General features: G+C 38.5%; 15 protein-coding genes. 7 read left to right on the top strand and 8 right to left on the bottom strand.

The window, feature by feature from the left end; translation table 11 throughout:
* Positions 1 to 31 precede the first annotated feature (31 nt).
* Positions 32 to 1,075, bottom strand: coding sequence for a Delta(5) desaturase DesA (gene desA, locus PQ456_RS03960; protein ID WP_273614958.1), 1,044 nt, complete (start codon positions 1,073 to 1,075; stop codon positions 32 to 34).
* Between the two features lie 690 nt (positions 1,076 to 1,765).
* Positions 1,766 to 2,407, bottom strand: a complete 642-nt coding sequence (locus PQ456_RS03955; protein WP_273614957.1) for a DUF1349 domain-containing protein — start codon at positions 2,405 to 2,407, stop codon at positions 1,766 to 1,768.
* Positions 2,408 to 2,534: 127 nt separating this feature from the next.
* Here PQ456_RS03955 and PQ456_RS03950 point away from each other — a divergent pair, with 127 nt between their 5' ends.
* The 4 genes from PQ456_RS03950 (at position 2,535) to PQ456_RS03935 (ending at position 6,968) form a co-directional block, all read left to right on the top strand.
* Positions 2,535 to 3,734, top strand: a complete 1,200-nt coding sequence (locus PQ456_RS03950) for an MFS transporter (RefSeq protein WP_273616233.1) — start codon at positions 2,535 to 2,537, stop codon at positions 3,732 to 3,734.
* Positions 3,735 to 3,850: 116 nt separating this feature from the next.
* Positions 3,851 to 5,089 carry an aspartate aminotransferase family protein gene (locus PQ456_RS03945; RefSeq protein WP_273614956.1) on the top strand — a complete coding sequence of 413 codons (1,239 nt, stop codon included), beginning with the start codon at positions 3,851 to 3,853 and terminating at the stop codon, positions 5,087 to 5,089.
* A gap of 92 nt (positions 5,090 to 5,181) precedes the next feature.
* Complete coding sequence (locus PQ456_RS03940) at positions 5,182 to 6,219, top strand: zinc-dependent alcohol dehydrogenase (protein ID WP_273614955.1); 1,038 nt, start codon at positions 5,182 to 5,184, stop codon at positions 6,217 to 6,219.
* A gap of 29 nt (positions 6,220 to 6,248) precedes the next feature.
* On the top strand, positions 6,249 to 6,968 hold the full coding sequence (locus PQ456_RS03935; protein WP_273614954.1) for an HAD family hydrolase: 720 nt from the start codon (positions 6,249 to 6,251) through the stop codon (positions 6,966 to 6,968).
* Positions 6,969 to 7,125: 157 nt separating this feature from the next.
* Here the strand turns inward: PQ456_RS03935 and PQ456_RS03930 are convergent, their stop codons facing one another.
* Both PQ456_RS03930 and PQ456_RS03925 read right to left on the bottom strand, forming a co-directional pair.
* The gene (locus tag PQ456_RS03930) at positions 7,126 to 8,001 is read right to left on the bottom strand and encodes an aminoglycoside 6-adenylyltransferase (RefSeq protein ID WP_273614953.1); all 876 of its coding nucleotides are present in this window, start codon (positions 7,999 to 8,001) and stop codon (positions 7,126 to 7,128) included.
* A gap of 104 nt (positions 8,002 to 8,105) precedes the next feature.
* Positions 8,106 to 8,960, bottom strand: coding sequence for an SDR family NAD(P)-dependent oxidoreductase (locus tag PQ456_RS03925; protein ID WP_273614952.1), 855 nt, complete (start codon positions 8,958 to 8,960; stop codon positions 8,106 to 8,108).
* 217 nt (positions 8,961 to 9,177) lie between these two features.
* Between PQ456_RS03925 and PQ456_RS03920 the strand changes: the two genes are divergently transcribed.
* Positions 9,178 to 9,633, top strand: a complete 456-nt coding sequence (locus tag PQ456_RS03920; protein WP_273614951.1) for a MerR family transcriptional regulator — start codon at positions 9,178 to 9,180, stop codon at positions 9,631 to 9,633.
* A gap of 79 nt (positions 9,634 to 9,712) precedes the next feature.
* Here PQ456_RS03920 and PQ456_RS03915 read toward each other — a convergent pair whose 3' ends face one another.
* Positions 9,713 to 12,700, bottom strand: coding sequence for an S-layer homology domain-containing protein (locus PQ456_RS03915; protein ID WP_273616232.1), 2,988 nt, complete (start codon positions 12,698 to 12,700; stop codon positions 9,713 to 9,715).
* 287 nt (positions 12,701 to 12,987) lie between these two features.
* On the opposite strand from PQ456_RS03915, the gene PQ456_RS03910 reads away from it, so the two are divergent.
* The gene (locus tag PQ456_RS03910; protein ID WP_273614950.1) at positions 12,988 to 13,590 is read left to right on the top strand and encodes a TetR/AcrR family transcriptional regulator; all 603 of its coding nucleotides are present in this window, start codon (positions 12,988 to 12,990) and stop codon (positions 13,588 to 13,590) included.
* 148 nt (positions 13,591 to 13,738) lie between these two features.
* The gene (locus tag PQ456_RS03905) at positions 13,739 to 14,929 is read left to right on the top strand and encodes an MFS transporter (protein ID WP_273614949.1); all 1,191 of its coding nucleotides are present in this window, start codon (positions 13,739 to 13,741) and stop codon (positions 14,927 to 14,929) included.
* 71 nt (positions 14,930 to 15,000) lie between these two features.
* On the opposite strand, the gene PQ456_RS03900 is transcribed toward PQ456_RS03905, so the two are convergent.
* From PQ456_RS03900 to PQ456_RS03890, 3 genes are all read right to left on the bottom strand, one after another.
* Positions 15,001 to 15,531, bottom strand: coding sequence for a hypothetical protein (locus PQ456_RS03900; protein WP_273614948.1), 531 nt, complete (start codon positions 15,529 to 15,531; stop codon positions 15,001 to 15,003).
* 25 nt (positions 15,532 to 15,556) lie between these two features.
* Complete coding sequence (locus PQ456_RS03895; RefSeq protein ID WP_273614947.1) at positions 15,557 to 16,081, bottom strand: GrpB family protein; 525 nt, start codon at positions 16,079 to 16,081, stop codon at positions 15,557 to 15,559.
* A gap of 151 nt (positions 16,082 to 16,232) precedes the next feature.
* A complete protein-coding gene (locus PQ456_RS03890; protein ID WP_273614946.1) occupies positions 16,233 to 17,747 on the bottom strand; it encodes an efflux RND transporter periplasmic adaptor subunit in 1,515 nt (504 codons plus the stop codon).
* Positions 17,748 to 17,765 lie beyond the last annotated feature (18 nt).

Here is a 17,765-nt window from a genome sequence, read left to right as displayed (position 1 = left end):
TCGTAAACCTGGTGATGCATCTATCCGATCATTAGCCTGCTTTTTGCTGTTGTTTTTTGTTTTTGACTTTAAGCGAAGTATCAATATCTTTGAATCCTATAAATTTCTTCGTATCTTCGTTCCAAATACGGAAACGTAATGATTGCAAGCTAGTTAATAATGTAATCGTCTGTACATCTTGCAACACCGGACTTGTATTGTGCGCGGACTCCAAGAAATAATTGGGTACACGAGAACTTAAATGATGAATATGATGGAAACCGATATTACCCGTAATCCAGTGCAAGATTTTAGGAAGTTTGTAGAACGAGCTACCATGCATAGCCGCTTTGACATAATTCCAATTTTCTTCTTCTTCAAAGTAACTTTCTTCAAACTGATGCTGTACATAAAATAACCAGATACCGCCTACACCAGACATAAAGAAGATTGGGCCTTGAATCATTAGAAATGCTTGCCAGCCGATAGCCCAGCAAAGTAAACCGATAATAGCAACAAGTGCTACATTGACCATATATGTGTTCATACGCTCTTTTTTTGGAGCGCCTTTGCGGTTAAAACGGTAAATTAATAAAAACGTATAAATCGGACCGATTGTAAACATAATCATTGGATTACGATACATACGGTACACCCAACGGCGTAATGGAGATAATGCTAGATATTCATTTACAGTTAGTGTCCAGATATCGCCTGTTCCCCGTTTATCCAGATTACCATTTGTTGCGTGATGCATAGAGTGGCTATAGCGCCATTGATCATAAGAACATAAAGTCATAATACCTGTAATATTACCTACAATTGTATTTGCTTTACGGTTTTTGAAAAAGGAACGGTGACAACAATCATGAAAAATAATAAAAGTACGAACAAGGAATCCACCAGCAAGTACCATAATAGGAATGGTTAACCAGTAAGATACGGATAAACTAAGGTATGCAAGATACCAGAGTCCGAAAAAGGGAACAAGTGTATTAATTAGTTGCCATACACTGTACTTCGTATTTGATTTCTCATAAGGAGCTAAACTTTTGCGCCAATTATCTTGGTCTTTCGTCACACGCGTAGTGGACATATTTAGGTAATTCCTCTCTTGGGATCGATTCGTAACCTACTTCACAATGATTCCACAGTAGTCACTCATGGAATCCCCGAGAAAGATTAAGTTATCACATAGGGCATTTGGGACAATTTTTGAAAACTTAGTACCTGCCTATAACTCTATTGTATTACGTTCTATAGGTGCTTGTAAACCAAGCTAGCTCTTTTCACATGATATCCATACAATATGTCTAAAAACCAAACTTTTCCATATAACCATATATACATAACAAAAAGATTATTCTAAAATGATAGCTATTTTGCCTATCTTCAGAATAATCTTTTTGCTTTATTTGCGAGCTTTTTATTAATTCTCTTTTAGGGAAATTACCTGGGAAATAATTGATACAACGTTGGTTGAAAATCAAAATAGAATAGCCAAACCAAAATCTGATGTTATCACCTTTTGGTTTTTACCTAATCAAATATTTATCTCTGTATTTTCCCACTTACTTTTATAATGTTCATTTCATAAAAAAGTAAATTTAATGCTAATTTTACAATTTTTAATCTCCTAAATACGATATAACGCTTCGCTTTCCTTATTTAATCTTAAATGTATAACCTTACATATTCTTAACTTGACTATTCAAATTTAAGACTCTATAGTTATTTATTGTAATTAAATACATAATTTTTACATTTACTTTCAGCGTAATTTTAACTACTTGTTCTCTTTTTGTAGTGGCTCAATATGCAAGTATTCGAATTCAACATGACAGCCATCTCCTTGAGGGCTACATGCGTACACACCACATTGAAAAGGTGTCTGATCATTTTGATCTTCGAATAAATGAGCGATCCGTATCTGGTTCCATTGGGGCTGTGCAGACTCATCTTTCTCTTGCTCGGCATACTCAATCGTATAATCACCAGCTTCACGACGAATACGGAATAACAATTCGGTCTCACCGGCAACAAAATTTTGCGTAGACCAATCCGAGTATCCATTGTTGGTGACAACCGCACCTAACTTGGCATGACCGTCCGTTTCGAATTCAACAGACGTTTTGAGCCAGCAATGTTCTGAAAAACGAATCATCAATCCAGCTTGATCATATTGATGAACTGGATATGTACGCACTTTCGTTGTCATAATGATGTCACCTGTCATTTCAGCAAATAAAAAATGTCCATTGTCCACTCGAAAGTCATAATGCGTTTTTTGCCAGAAATCTGTTTTGGCGAGTGGCTTAAATGTAAGCACCTGTTTGTCGGAAGATACTTCCCATTCTTCTGGTGGGCAATGCCATTGTAATCGTTCATCCATTGCTTTACCTTGAAAATTTTCTAATAACTGACTCATTCACTATCACTCCTTATAGGCTAAATACATAGATGGCAGTCACTGTACAACGTCTGCCTTCATTCATTATGTTGATCATAGATGGAAATTTCAAGTTTATTTGATTATTTATGGAAGGGTGATGATGTTGAAAAGGATTTTTGGATTAAGTTGTGGCTTTTATTTTTTGATCGGAATTACCAGTGTTTTGTTAGGTGCTCTGCTCCCTGTTATATTGCCGCATTACGGTAAAGATTACAGCGATGGAGGCACACTGTTATTTCTACAGTTTATGGGCTTTCTTGTAGGGGTAATTGTATCGCCATCTTTATCCGCAGGGGTAGGACGTAAGTATATGTTATTGATTGCACTTGGTGCGATTACGATTGCTTATGCGTTGATGGGGACATTGCCTGTATGGGGTTGGATGGTCACAATGACGATTTTTGTTGGCTTTGGTTCAGGAATTATCGAATCTTCGATTGGAGCATTTACTATCGAATTCGCTGAAGCGCAAAAAGCGGTCGCGATGACCAAGTTAGATGTTTATTTTGGCGTAGGTTCATTATTGATTCCTGCTCTTGCTAGTCTGTATATTTTCTTAAATGTATGGCAGCTGTCTTTCTATACGGTTGCATTAGCTACATTATTGCTATTGATATTCTGGATGACGATGCCAGCAGATAGTTCTGCACAGCTTCGCCGTATTCAAGAGCATGATGCCGATCATACCGGCGCTGTTGTGAAACGAAAATACAGTGGCAAACAATTACAATTTCTCAGTATTTTTATTTTGTTCTTCTTCGTATATATGGGTCTTGAATTAGGCGTAATGAATTTCTTGCCTTCGATTCTGATCGAAAGTATCTCTATTAGTGATTCAGCCGCTTCGCTCAGTGTCACTTTTTTCTGGGCAGCTATGACGATTGGTCGATTATTTGTCGGACGTATAGCAGAATCGATTCGTTATGTTCCTTTTCTAATAGGTAGTTCACTTGGCATGATGCTAATGATTATTGGACTTGCTCTGGTTTCTCATCCTGTCGCTATGTATATTCTGATTTTTGGTATCGGATTATTTATGTCAGGTCTATTCTCTATCGCTCTTGTATTCGCAAACGTGCTGATTCCGGGCATGACTGAACGTACAACCAGTATTCTGATTGCTGCTGGCGGTATCGGTGGCTCTGTATTGCAATACGTGATCGGTTGGAGCATGGCGAATTGGTCAGTTGGGCCTACCTTGTGGGTATTTGCTGGATTTGCACTGGTGTTGTTAATAAGTATTGCTTTTACTTCTCAATGGAGTTCTTCTCAAGCCAAATTAACATCAAGAGTACAATCATAGAAATCACTCTGTAAAGGAGGTGAGGAACAGCGTTCCAGTAATCGATTGTAGTTGTAGTGCTGACAGTCTATTTTGGCAGATCAAGTCTATTTGAACTTAAAATCAGGAGGCAAAACATGCAAACTTTAACTGAGAATCGGTTTCGTTATGGTAGAGGTATTAAATTAATTGACGATACAGGCACAGAATATATAGACGGTGTATCCGGTACATTCAACCTTTCTCTAGGATATAATCACCCTTATGTTGTAGAAAAAGTACAAGAGCAAGTTGGTAATCTAACGCATATGTCGTCTACTTTTACAGAACCTTATGTAGATGAAGTGTTATCGCATTTGTTAGAATATGCACCTAATGGGATCGATGCAGGCTGGATGCGTGACATCACGGGTTCCACTGCAAACGAATGCGCAACTAAAATCGCTCAAAAATACACCGGTGATACTGATATTGTCAGCCTTTTCTACTCTCATCATGGACAGACTCAATTTGCTACAGGTATTTCGGGTAATGCTTTTCGTCGTAAAGGATTCCCCAATTCATCTGTTCCCAATTCTCTGCATGTCCCTGCACCTTACTGCTATCGTTGCCCGTTCGATGCGAACCCTTCCAATTGCGGAATGAAATGTGTAGAAGCACTAGCCGACCAGCTTGAATACGGTGGTTCTGGTTCTACCGCTTGCATGATTATCGAACCGATTCTAGGTAACGGCGGTAATATTATACCTCCACCTGAATATTTCAAAGGCATTCGTCAGTTATGTGATGAGCAAAATATCATCTTAATCGCAGACGAAGTACAGACAGGTATTGGTCGTACCGGTTATATGTTCGCAAGTACATTATTCGATATCAAACCTGATATTATTACGCTAGCTAAAGGGCTTGGTGGAATCGGTGTTCCTGTTGCTGCCGTATTAATGCAATCTCGTCTAAATGTACTTGAAAAACATGAACATTCATTTACGTCTGGTAGCAATCTGATCTCTGTCACCGCAGCTAAATCAACATTGGAAGTTGTGTCTGAACCTGGATTTATGGAAGAAGTACAACGCAAAGGCAAATTGCTTGGCGATTTACTTTTAGATTTGGAAGAGAAATATAGCTGTATCGGTGAAGCTCGTGGTGTTGGTCTTATGTGGGGTCTAGAAATTGTAGATGAATACAATGCTCCAGATACCAACAAAATGAATGCGATTATCAATTTCGCGTTTGCTGATCAACAATTAATTCTACGTGGTTCTCGTTATGGATTTGGTAATGTCGTGAAAGTTCGTCCATCCCTTACAGTTACTGATGAAGAAATTGTAGAGATTATTCGCCGATTGGATCTCGTTTTGTCGTCTTTGGATTAAAGCGCTTTTACTTAATTGCGAATAAATTATGTATATACGTTGTTAGATGAATATAAAAGAATACGCTTATAGTTAATATGAGGAGGAATATTATGTTATCACTTGTCTACAAATCAGCGTGGGATGTTGCTTTAGAAGAAAGACCTCAACCACAAATTACGCAAGACAATCAAGTATTGGTACGGATTCATGCAACAGGTGTATGTGGAACAGACCTCGGTATTGTGAGCGGCAAATATCATGCCAAATCTTCAATCATTCTAGGGCATGAATCGGCTGGAGAAGTCGTACAAGTGGGCGACAGAGTCACTACTCTACAAGTTGGTGATCGAGTTGTGATCGATCCTACCTACTATTGCGGTCAATGTAATATGTGCCGGACAGGAAGGCAGAACCATTGTTTACATAAAAGCACGACCGAGACAGGAGTAAGTAGTGACGGTACATTTACCGACTACTATGTGACTGAAGATCGGTTTCTTTACAAATTAGCAGATCATGTTAGTTATGCAGAAGCGACGCTAACAGAACCGTTGAGTTGTATGCTCACAGGTATTAACCAAATTCAACTACTGCCTAATTTCCGTACGATTATTTTGGGTGCAGGCCCGATCGGAATGTTATACAGCTATGCTCTAGCTTCCAAAGGAGTATCCGGTAGCATTGTTGATATCTCACAAGATCGCTTGCATATTGCAAATGCGATAGCCCCGGAACGTTGGGATACACATAACTCATTTGAAAGTGCTCTAGAACACATCTCTCCTTCTGATCGTCAGGTTGATCTGATTGTGGATACAACCGGTGCAGTAGGCACAACCGTATTATCGAACCTTGCTCATGGGGGTTATATGATGCTGGTTGGTTTGCGTGATGGAGTCAGTTCTTTTAATCCTAAAGAAATCGTGGATCGTAGTCTCAAAATTATCGGTTCGATCGATTCTCTAGGTACATTTGCGACAGCTCATTATATGATCGAACGCAATCTGATCCCGGCAAGCAAATTGATTACTCATACTTTTGCACTGCAAGATTATGAAGAAGCGTTCCAGACGCTAGGTTGTAATATCAGCAGTGGAACATTGACACCATCTTCAAATGCGATTAAAGTCGTTTTACAATCTACTTAATAGATCTGAGGAATGGAGGTCAATACCATATGGCATCAAAGCATCTGAATAACGCTTCATCTTCTTTGTGGCAGGACCCACCGATTCAAGCCGTTATTTTTGATATGGATGGCGTTCTGATCGACAGTGAACCGATTTATTTTGAAATTGAAAAAAGTTCTTTCCAGCATCTGGGTGCTACAGTAGAAGAAACAGAACATCATACGTATGTAGGTGTTACGTTGGAATCGATGTTTCAGCAAGTGATGGATAAACACAAGCTGGATCATGTGATGGAGGAAGTTCTGGCTTTTCATAAAGACAATGTGATGAAAGTGATGCAAGATCACAAGGAATTGCAAGCGTTTGACCATGTAGAACAATGGATCGAATGGTTATCTGCATCAGGGATAAAGCTTGCGGTCGCTTCATCTTCTCCACGTTCCTTGATCGAATTGATTTTAGAGCGTACAGGATTACGCCGCTTTTTCACAGTCATGGTTAGTGGTGAAGAAGTAGCACATGGTAAGCCTGCACCGGATATCTTTTTGCATGCGGCATCATTATTACAAGTAGAACCACAACACTGTGTCGTAATCGAAGATTCTCGTAATGGTGTACGAGCAGCTAAGCTTGCAGGTATGCGTTGTATCGGTCATCAGAATCCAGGTTCAGGCAATCAAGATTTGAGTGAAGCAGATATGATCGTGGATCATTATGCAGAACTATTGGAATTACGTGATTCTTTCCATATCGGTGTCCGTCTATAATAGTTATGTATTAATGTAGAAATATTAAAAGCCTTATTCCTGTATATGGAGTAAGGCTTTTGTTTTGCCAAAATAAATAGACCATTTAGTAAATGAAATTCTGTATGCGCTTCTGTATGCGCTTCTGTAATCACTTCTGTATGGAATGCTTTATACACTACAAATAAAAATCTTGCGCTTGCGGACTCAGTGTACGAATATGTTCTAAGTAGGCACTCACCTGCTGGTCTTGCACCCTATCATATTCAAAATGTAATTGTGTTGCTACATCTAAAGCGACATTTCGGAACAAATCACCTGTTTGGTGTAGTGCCTGCCAGATCTGTTCATTATCTGCTTGAGGATATGTTGCTAACAATTGTGTCCATATAGCTGGATCTACATATTGTTGTAAATACTTATGATTTTTGCCTACGCTTACTTGAAAGTCTGTATGAATTCCAACTTGCCAGGTGATCATCTGTAATAACATAGGACGAACATACGTATTGAGATGATCAATCGCATATAGAATTTCTTGTCGCCACAATCCTTTTGCAATATAAGTCGATACCCACCACAATTCATTACAGCAATCTGCATACTGTTGCGCTGTTGGGCACTGAATATGGTAATCTTTATCTGTTGGTGACGACAGTTCAGGCATTCGCTGATCTTTATCCAGTAATACTTCAATCAACCGATCTTCAGCAATATAAGTCGCTTGAAGAGATAATGGAAATAATCTCAGATCAATCCGGTTGCCATCAGCAAGCAACATGAGATAAGCGTATCGTCCATCATTATTTTCTAAGAAATCGCCTGTAGCGTCTGGCATTTGCACAATAATCTTCTCACCGAAATAATCTGTCCAATTCGAATCTTCTACAAAAGATGGCACATCCGTCACCAGATACACGATATCGTAATATTGAAAAATATCAGTCGGCACATTGCGATTCACACGCGAACCATTCATCGCTACTACTCGCACCCGTTCATCCTGCTCGGCAAAGTTCAAAATCAAATCCATCATCTGTTGCTGATTACGCATCGCACATCATCCTTTCTTTAAAAAAGTAAAATGTCTTCGCTCATATAGAAACTTTTTTTGAGTACAAGCAACTTGTGATGGGATATCCAAATACTGTGGTCTATTTATCTTTTATATTCTTGCTCATAGATTCTATGCACCTTCTCACTAATTACAGGTGCAATCTGTTTAAACTTCAATGGAGCTGATTTCCCTTTCACAATATAATCACCTGCTACAAATAACGAATGATTCTCTCCTAAAGCGGCTTCATATAATAAAGATGCTCCACGAGTCGGTGCTGGAAAAAATAATCTAGTTAGAATTTTGATGAAAAATGGAATGCCTGATCGTTTACCCGAACGTAGCGTATTATTGCCCCCAGGATCAACACTTAACAACTTGATTCCTTTGTGATGTTCAAATTCAGAAGCACGTTCAAAAGTCCAAAGCGATAAAGCTAACTTAGCGGTTGCATAGGCTCCAAATAACGGTTTAAATTTTGTCGGATGTTCTAACTGATCAGGATCGAATGTTAACAATGTAGCAAATACAGCACTGGATGTATTGATCACTGTGCGTAGGGTTCCTTGCTGAATCAATTGCTCAAGTTCTTTCAGAATAATATATGGAGCTACAGTCTGTGTATCAAAGTGAAGCTCACGCCCTTGCGGGGAAAAACTTAATTCAGGATAACTTCCACCTGCATTATTATATAATATATCAATATGGGTTTCTTGGGCTTGAATCTGTGTGAGTGCTGTTCGTAACTGCTCAAAATCAGATACATCAGCCACATAAATACGTAAGCGCTGATCTTGTATAGCTTGCTGAATTTGTATATCATCAGTAGCAAATGAAGATCGAATAATCGCTATCACCTGCCATTGTTGCTCTAGTAATTGTTGAGTCAAAGCAAGACCGATTCCGTGATTAGCTCCAGTAATACATGCAATACGTGCTAAAGATGTAGTATTCATTCTATTTCCTCCTATTTACAAGTGAACAATTGGAACCCCCGTAACAAAGGGTTGAGTTCACTCTACAACTTGGAGTCGAATCGAAGTCAACAGTAAACCTAATTCAGCTATTTTATAAAGCAATTGCTATAGGGAGATTACAGATAAGTACGTAGATTGACTTGGAGTCGACTCCAAGTTATAAAATAACGTTACAGTCTTAAAGGAGTGATAGGATATGTATTCATCTGAAGAATTTTCAATCAAAGAAGCAGCCAGCCAAAGTGGCTTATCTGAAGATACGATTCGTTACTATGAAAAAATTAAATTACTTCCTTACGCTCAGCGCAAATCTAATCGTCATCGTATATACCATACAATGGATATTGAAAAAATGAAATTAGTAGTCTGTTTGAAAAAGACGGGTTTATCTTTAGAAGAAATGAAACCCTATCTAAATCTATCGTTTGATAGTGATCTGACTGATTATCCTGATCTCTACGAAATGCTCCAACAGCATCAACAAACGATTGATAAACATATTCAGTCGCTACAACAGATATCTCATTTTATTGATATTGTGTTAGAACGTACACCCTCTTTGCGTCCTCCTGCAACGTCCTGTACAGATGATGCTCAAGATCATCGTGTTCCTTTGAACAGACACAACCTTTTAAAAAGTTCTGTCTCTTAATTATTGTAAACAGAAAGAACAAGTCAAAGGCATTATGCCTAGACTTGTTCTTTTTAGTTTACAGCCTTTTATATACTTTTCAAAAACTGATTAAAACATGGTTCAGTTCTTCTAAAACAGCAATTTTTTCTTCTGTTGTTGAACTGCTTGTTAATGCATTTTTACGATTTAGAGCCGTTTGTAATGCAGTGATATCTTGTCCAGCCGTAGCAGTATTGATCTTGGATTGAGCTTCTACAGACGCTTGCTCGATCCACGTATCTATAGTAGGAACTTTAACTAAAACAGTCATTTCCAAATCTGCCCCACCTAGAGATAAATGTAATGTCACATTATAATCTGCCGCATAAGCACTTCCATTATATTGAGCTAATCGTATCGTATCTTCTGTATCGGAAGTGGTTAAATACGTATCGTCTGTTACACCTACTGGATGACCATCCACAATATGAGGTAATAATTCAATATCAGAAACAAACGTATTGATATTACTATTAATTGAATTGGATAAGCGCAATGATATATCCTCATCTACTTTGGTATCATAAGACAATTCGCTATATGATGAGATAAGTTCCATCTCACGTTCTAAGTCAAGCATATCCAAATCTCCTTGATCAGGAGTTTGATGATAAATAGAGATAGGTGGCTTATTAACTAACATATTTTGATCGAAAAAGCTGATTTGATCACGATCTACATTCATATCAAACACATGCCAGTAAGGTTCTTCTCCATCGCCTACAGGGATATGATAAGTTTTCATCGGAAGTCTGTATGCTCCATTATATACTTTTACAGTAGCTGATGATTTTCGCAATGTTGATGCTTCTCCATTATTAGCAGTCGCACTATAATTTTGTACATAAAACGTGTATATGCCATCTACACGTTTATTAATAGTGATCACTTCTGGTCCGTAAGAACTCATATTATCTGTATCTAAAGATACATAATTCTGATTCTGATAATTGTACTGTCTATTTTCGGTAGAAGTATGGAATCCATAGCCATCGGGTGTAGGTCCTAACAAATGAGCATCCTCATCGTAAGGTAATGCATCCCATGTTAACACAATACTAATTTTACCTTCTGTTGGCATTCTGGAAACAATAGCATCTTGTTCATAATTATATTTGTCTGCCAAAGATGTAGCAATCAGATAGGAAGGAATATATCCTTCTTTTTTCAACTCACCAGTGTATGTTCCAGGCGGAAGAGTAGCTATATAATCTCCATATTCATTGGTTGTAACAGTTGCTGCGATTGGTCCCTCTGTCACACCTACTCCACGACGAAAATTAATTGTCATTCCTTCTACATAAGCACTATTTTCTTCTGAAATCCACCCTGTAAATCCATTTATACGTAGATTGCCTTTTGTAGTTATCAATAAACGGCTTGCAGGTGAGGACGGTGTAATTGTAATCTCTAATACTTTATTATAAGCATATTTTAAATTAAGCGGATCGAATTGTAGAACGCCTGTCACACTATCATAAATAACATTCGTTAGCGTATAAGGTTTACCATTTAACGTAGCCGTTACTTCCATATCACTAAGCAATAATTCATTTGTTGGTTGATTTAGATGTAAAATCGCTTGTCCATTTCTAACATCCAAACTTTGCATAGGTTGTTGCACAACGACAGGTGTGGACGATTCTTGGTGTTTGTTATCGTCTTTACGAATATTAGTAACCACTTGCTCCCCGCCGACCATACCACCTTCAATTCGGGCTGTTACGCCTGCACTGGTTGTTGTCTGGTTAACTCGTGGTGTAATCGTTGTTCCTGCTACATTAATGTAGGCTTTCTCAATCGTGCCGTTACCACTCACTTTGGCTACACCATTCAAAGTTAATGATTGGATCGAGGAAGATGTTGTCGTGCTGATCTTATTATCTGTCGTTCCTGAAGCCACTGCCAGATTATCCACAGAACCTGTAAGCAATTGAGTTAGCACAGACGATGATGAAATATCCATACTATCAATACGCCCTTTTAGTGAGACCGTTGATCCTGCTGGAATCTGATTAGACAAGACTACATTGGTAAATCCTGAACCTGTAGTTAGACCTTTTTCTTCAAGTAAACCTCCAGATTGAAGGATCATCTGTTGAACCGTTGTTGTACCTGTAGTGACTACACGTACATTGCCGTCTTTTTTATTGATTACTGTTGTATTAAGTGTAGAATCTTGCAGATGAATACTGTTGATACCGCCACCATTGATCGTTGTTGTTCCTTTGACAGTAACATGATCTAGAATAGCATCGCCTTCACCAATACCTGCACCCAATAGAAGATCGCCTTCGATCACCATATTGCGCAATGTACTGCCAGCACTATTCAACTGCATATCACCTGTGATCTGTTGTTGACCGGATGCCGGCCCATAGACACCTGCTGTGTTGTATGTAGTCGTAGGCGAATTTGATTTGGACGTATTCGTATTATTCGATGATTCTAAAGAACGTTCTAATACCGTTACAGCTTCCGCGCGTGTTGTTGTATCTTTGGGACGGAATCCTTTTTCATCACCATTCATCAGACCATTGTCGATAACGGCTCCAATAGAACCTTTACTCCAAGAAGGACTATGGACGGTATCTTTCATACGTGTAGCTGAACTCGATGATTTTAACTTTTTCAATGAAGTCAAAATAACCGCTAATTCTTGACGTGTTACTTTTTGATCGGGATGGAATGTATTGTTTTTGTATCCTTCCATATATCCCTGTGACTTAGCAATCGCTACATCGTGATAGAACCAATCAGAAGGCTGTACATCCTGATAAGCTATTGATCCGGCTTGTGTAAATCCAAATGATTTGTTGATCATAGCGGCTAGTTGCGATCTAGTGACACTTTGATCTGGTTGTAAGCTTCCATCTTGAAATCCGCTGATATAACCTTTATTTTGCCATTGTGTCAGTACATCTTTTGCCCAGTGATTTTGGATATCGCTTGCTTGAGCTGATTCTGTTGCTGTTAACCCCCATGTAGGCAAAGCAATCGCTACGCTCAGTAGTAACATCATCCACTGGCGATTTCTCTTTTTCATGTTCCCCAACATCAATTCCCCCAATGAAATGTAAGTCTAATCCACTTTTTGTACCTTTAGACTTAGGTACATAGACATATTTATTCATATTACTACATATTTTTTGTTTTGGGAATTGATTTTTCCTATAATGGAATTGTATGGATAACGATTAAAACCTTATGTCTAACTTGCCAAATTTAGTATTCTCTGTTAACATACTGAACAAACGTTCAGTATTATTTCTTCTATATATAGCGCTCTATACTGTATGATTCAGAACACCTTAAGAATCGGAGTGAAAACTCGTGAATAAAAAGCAATTGCAAACCGAACAGACGAAAAAAAGAATGGTGGATGCGGCTCGCGCCCTATTTGTGCAAAAAGGGTTTAAAGCGACATCGATTGAAGATATTGTGGCAGCGACTGGTAGCAGTAAAGGAAATATCTATTACCATTTTAAAAGCAAAGAAGGTCTTTTTCTTTATTTGTTAGATGAATGGAATCGAGATTGGGAAGAGAAATGGTTAGAAAAGGAACATCTTTTTCCAACTACAGTCGAAAAATTATATGGGCTTGCCGAACATCTGGTACGTGAAGATCTGAGTCATCCACTTACCAAAGCAGCCGATGAATTTTTTAACAGCGATGAGAAAGATAACGATGTCGAAGAACGAGTCTCTACAATGATGGATTCTCATTTAAGCTTTAATCAGCAACTGATCCAACAAGGAATCGACAAAGGTGAATTCAAAGCCAATAATGCTTCCAAGTTAGCGATTATTATGGAAAGTTTGATTATTGGACTTAGCCAAATGTCCCGTCAATCCAGTATTGAAGAAGCATTGAGTGTGTACGAATTAGCTGTACAGGTGTTGCTGTATGGGATTGCACATCCTGCTCCTTCTTAGCATTTTACAACCATACTACTATAGATAGAATAGTGTGATCTGCTTTATCAATAAGATGATAAGCAGTAACATATTCTATTAATGTCATATTACAGACCGAACGTTCAGTATTTGAAAATGATGAAAAGAATAGATGGAGGATTTACTCATGTTGTTATTACTTCGTAACAGAGGTGCTATATTACTTCTGATGATTAATATTTTTCTTATTTTTACAGGTGTAGGGTTAGTTATTCCTATTATGCCTACCTATATGAATGAACTTCATATTAACGGTAGTATGGTTGGATTACTGGTTGCTGCCTTTTCACTTAGTCAGTTGATCTGTTCCCCGATTGCCGGACGATTATCTGATACATGGGGACGTAAAAAAATGATCGTCTCCGGGATGATTATTTTCGCAGTGTCTGAATGGTTATTCGGGATTGCAAATGATCCTACACTATTGTTCGCTGCTCGTATGTTAGGTGGTATCGGTGCAGCCTTTATTATGCCTGCTGTAATGGCTTATACCGCTGATATCACATCAGATGAAGAACGTGGTAAAGGGATGGGTTATATTAATGCCGCGATCACGACTGGATTTATTATAGGGCCGGGGATTGGTGGCTATATTGCTGAATTTGGTATTCGTGTTCCTTTCTATGCAGCAGGGATCGCTGCAGCTATAGCGGCTATTATTACATTGCTAGTGTTGCCTGAATCATTAACAGCCGAGAAACGTAAAGCGACAATCGCTGAAGCATCTCTAACCAAGCAACCCAATATGTTTTTACAGTTGATTCATTCGTATCGTGAATCGTATTTTCTTAGTCTGGTGATTGTATTTGTGATGTCTTTCGGCTTAGCCAATTATGAGACTGTATTCGGATTGTTTGTCGATCACAAGTTCGGATTTACACCGAAAGATATTGCCTTTATTATCACCTTCGGTTCGATTGCTGGTGCTGTTGTACAGGTCAGTGCATTTGGCTGGATCGTGAATACATTTGGTGAGAAAAAAGTGATCTCGTGGTGTCTTGTGTTCGCGTCAGTATTTGTACTGTTAACGTTATTCGTCAATCAATACTGGATGATATTAGTGGTTACTTTTATCGTATTCTTATCGATCGATATTTTGCGACCTGCCATCAGTACACAGTTATCCAAAATTGCTCACAATCAGCAAGGTTATGTTGCTGGTTTGAACTCTGCTTATAGCAGTCTAGGTAATATTGCAGGCCCGATTGTAGCTGGATTATTATTCGATATTAATATCGGTTTCCCTTATATGGCGGCAGCGATAGTATTATTCTTATGTTTTATACTATCCCGTAATACCAAGAAGCTTGATGTATAACTAACATATTCAGCATCACCAAAAAGAGTATCTATTCAGCATCTAGCTGTAGATACTCTTTTTTGCTTTTGTTATCGCCAATCCTCTGCTCTAAAGCAATACCGATCATCTTGCGGAGGATCAATCATTCGATAAGCTAATGGTGCTAAAAAAGGTTCTAATTGTTCTGCGGCAACTACGCTGGTTGCTGTTACTTCTACCGGATGTTCCAGATTCGTGATACTGAGCTTCATACGATCAGGATACATCCATATAAAAGCTTTTACTCCTGCAATCATCACATGTTTGGGATGTTCTATTTGTGGATATCTCCAATTTGCTGTAGTAGATGTAGAGGAATCCGATGCTAATACAATCGGTATATCTAACTGTTCAAACACTTCATGTAGTTCTTGTTCTGACTGAATCCGAATCGCAATTAAAAGAGAATCGCCATCTCCTACATGTCCTCCATAAGCTCGACAATATCGAAAATATTTCAATCGCTTAGACCATTCTAATAATGTATCCAATGAATGACGTTCAAAAAAATACCGTTCCCATAATTGTTGCTCTGATAAAGGTTTATGAAGTGATTGTTTGTTCTTTTTTCTGCCCCACATTAGTGTCTCCTCCTGCTATAAAAGATTAGGTTACATTTGCTTTAGCTAAAATATTTTCTACAAAATCAGTCTTGAGTAATGTATATTGTTCCCGATCTTCTGTCTGCTTAATAAGCTGTTGCTTCAGTTGTCCATAAGCGATCACTTCCTCAGGATGTTGACGAAGATAATTGCGAAAAGTAAGGTGTCTATGTAATTCTTGATTATCTTGAGCACATACATACACATGCTGTTTCATCCAGACTCGCTGATCTGAATTCCAAGGCACATAATCATCTATTCGTCCAAAAGCTTCTCTTCCTTCGACATCCAAGTCACCTCGATAGTTGTAACCGAGAGTATGTAATGCTGTAATAACACTGGATAATTGCTGTCTACTAGGAATAATGATATCGATATCTAGAATCGGCTTAGCACTTTGTCCTACCACCGAAGTGCTCCCTACATGTTCAATACCTATACATTGTCCTGTTAATTGCTTTGCTAAAATACGTTTAATCTGTTCAAATTGTTTTGCCCACTCTGGCTGGTACGTTTGTATATCTATCATAGCGCGCCTCCTTTATTTGAAGTTAATCATGTAGACTTTATGTAATTCATTATCTATTACCTATAAAAAATAGCGCTTCAAACAGAATAATACCTGCTTAAAGCGCTATTGTACTACTTTCTTAAGATCCATGTACAACTCTGTAATCTACTTATTGAGAAACTGTAATTGGACTTTTATCGTCTAACAAAGCAAGATTATTGGTTACGATAGTATCTCCATCGTTAATTCCACTGTTGATAAATACTTGTGATCCAGTTGCTTTGCCTAAAGTAACCTGTTTACGGATCGCTACATTTTTTTGTACAACATAGACGTACGATTTACCGTCGATCGTTTGGATCGCTTTGGAAGGAACAATAATTCCTTCTTTGGCACTAGCATCTACAAAGCTAATATCTGCTAACATTCCTGATTTGAGCTTATTATCTGCATTAGAGACGGCAACTTTCACCGGATACCCTTTACCACTCTCATCCATCGGGCTAATATTTTTTACTTTGCCTGTTTTAAGAATATTGGATGAAGTAACTCGCACCTGTACAGGATCACCAATTTTAACATTATTGATTTGATCTGCTGGAACATAGATCAGTGTATTGACTGTACTTAGATTAGCAATAACAAGTGCTGGTGAAGATGTAGATGCCATTTCACCGACTTCTGCATTTTTAGTACCGATAATACCGTTAATTGGAGAAGTGACCACTGCATCATCTAAAGCATCTTGAGCAATATTTACATTCAGTTCAGCTTGTTTTTGCTTTTGCTGACTGGCTTCGATACCTGATGTACTTTGAGATACTTCCAGTTGTTTCTGTGCATTGCTATAACCGCTGTTAGCATTCTCATAACTGCTGGTTGCATTTTCATAAGCACTTTGAGCTGTACTCAAATTTTTCTTTGCAATAACCAATGCTTTTTGTGCTGCATTTAATTGTTCTTGCGCATTAACCTGTGCATTTTTAGCATTATCATTCGCTGTTTGCGCTGTTGCTTGAGCGGTCTGTGCTTGTTCTAATTGCGCTTGTGTTGCTAGACCATTTTGAAATAATGATTGCGTACGTGTTAATGTTTTTTGCGCAGCAGACAATGTTTCTGTCGTTTGCTTAATATTGTTAGCCGCACTAGAAACGGCTGTTTTGGCTTGTTCTACCGCTGTTGTCGCTTGATTAATCGATCCGTTCGCCTGGTTGATCGAACCTGTTGCTTGATCGATTGCACTTTTAGAAGAAATAATACCATTTTTGGAACTTACCACTCCAGAATTCGCAGACACCATACCGGATTGTTGTGAATCCTGAGCGGTTTTGACTGCTGCTCCTGCCGCTGCTACATCTGCTTGTGCTTTTGCCAAATTGTTACGAAGATCATTGTCTTCGAGTTTGAGAAGCACTTGTCCTTTTTTCACTTCTGTTCCGATATCTACAGGTAATGATACAACTTTACCGCCCATTTTAGGCACAATATTAACTGTTTCTGAAGGGGTTACTGTACCTGTATAGATTTCACCTTTGCCGATCAATCCTTTTTGTGCCTGACTGACTTTGACAGTCACATTCATTGCCTGTGTTGTTGCCGCTGCACTATTGGAAGAACAGCCGGATAACACAACCGTTCCAACCAGCAACGCTGCTAATGGTAATTCCCACTTTGTTCTTTTCATTCGTGTTCCCTTTCTTTC

It is taken from the genome of Paenibacillus kyungheensis (genome assembly GCF_028606985.1).
Taxonomy (GTDB): Bacteria; Bacillota; Bacilli; order Paenibacillales; family Paenibacillaceae; genus Saccharibacillus; species Saccharibacillus kyungheensis.
Note: the sequence above shows the minus strand (reverse complement) of the source record. Positions and strands in the feature narration are given on the sequence as shown.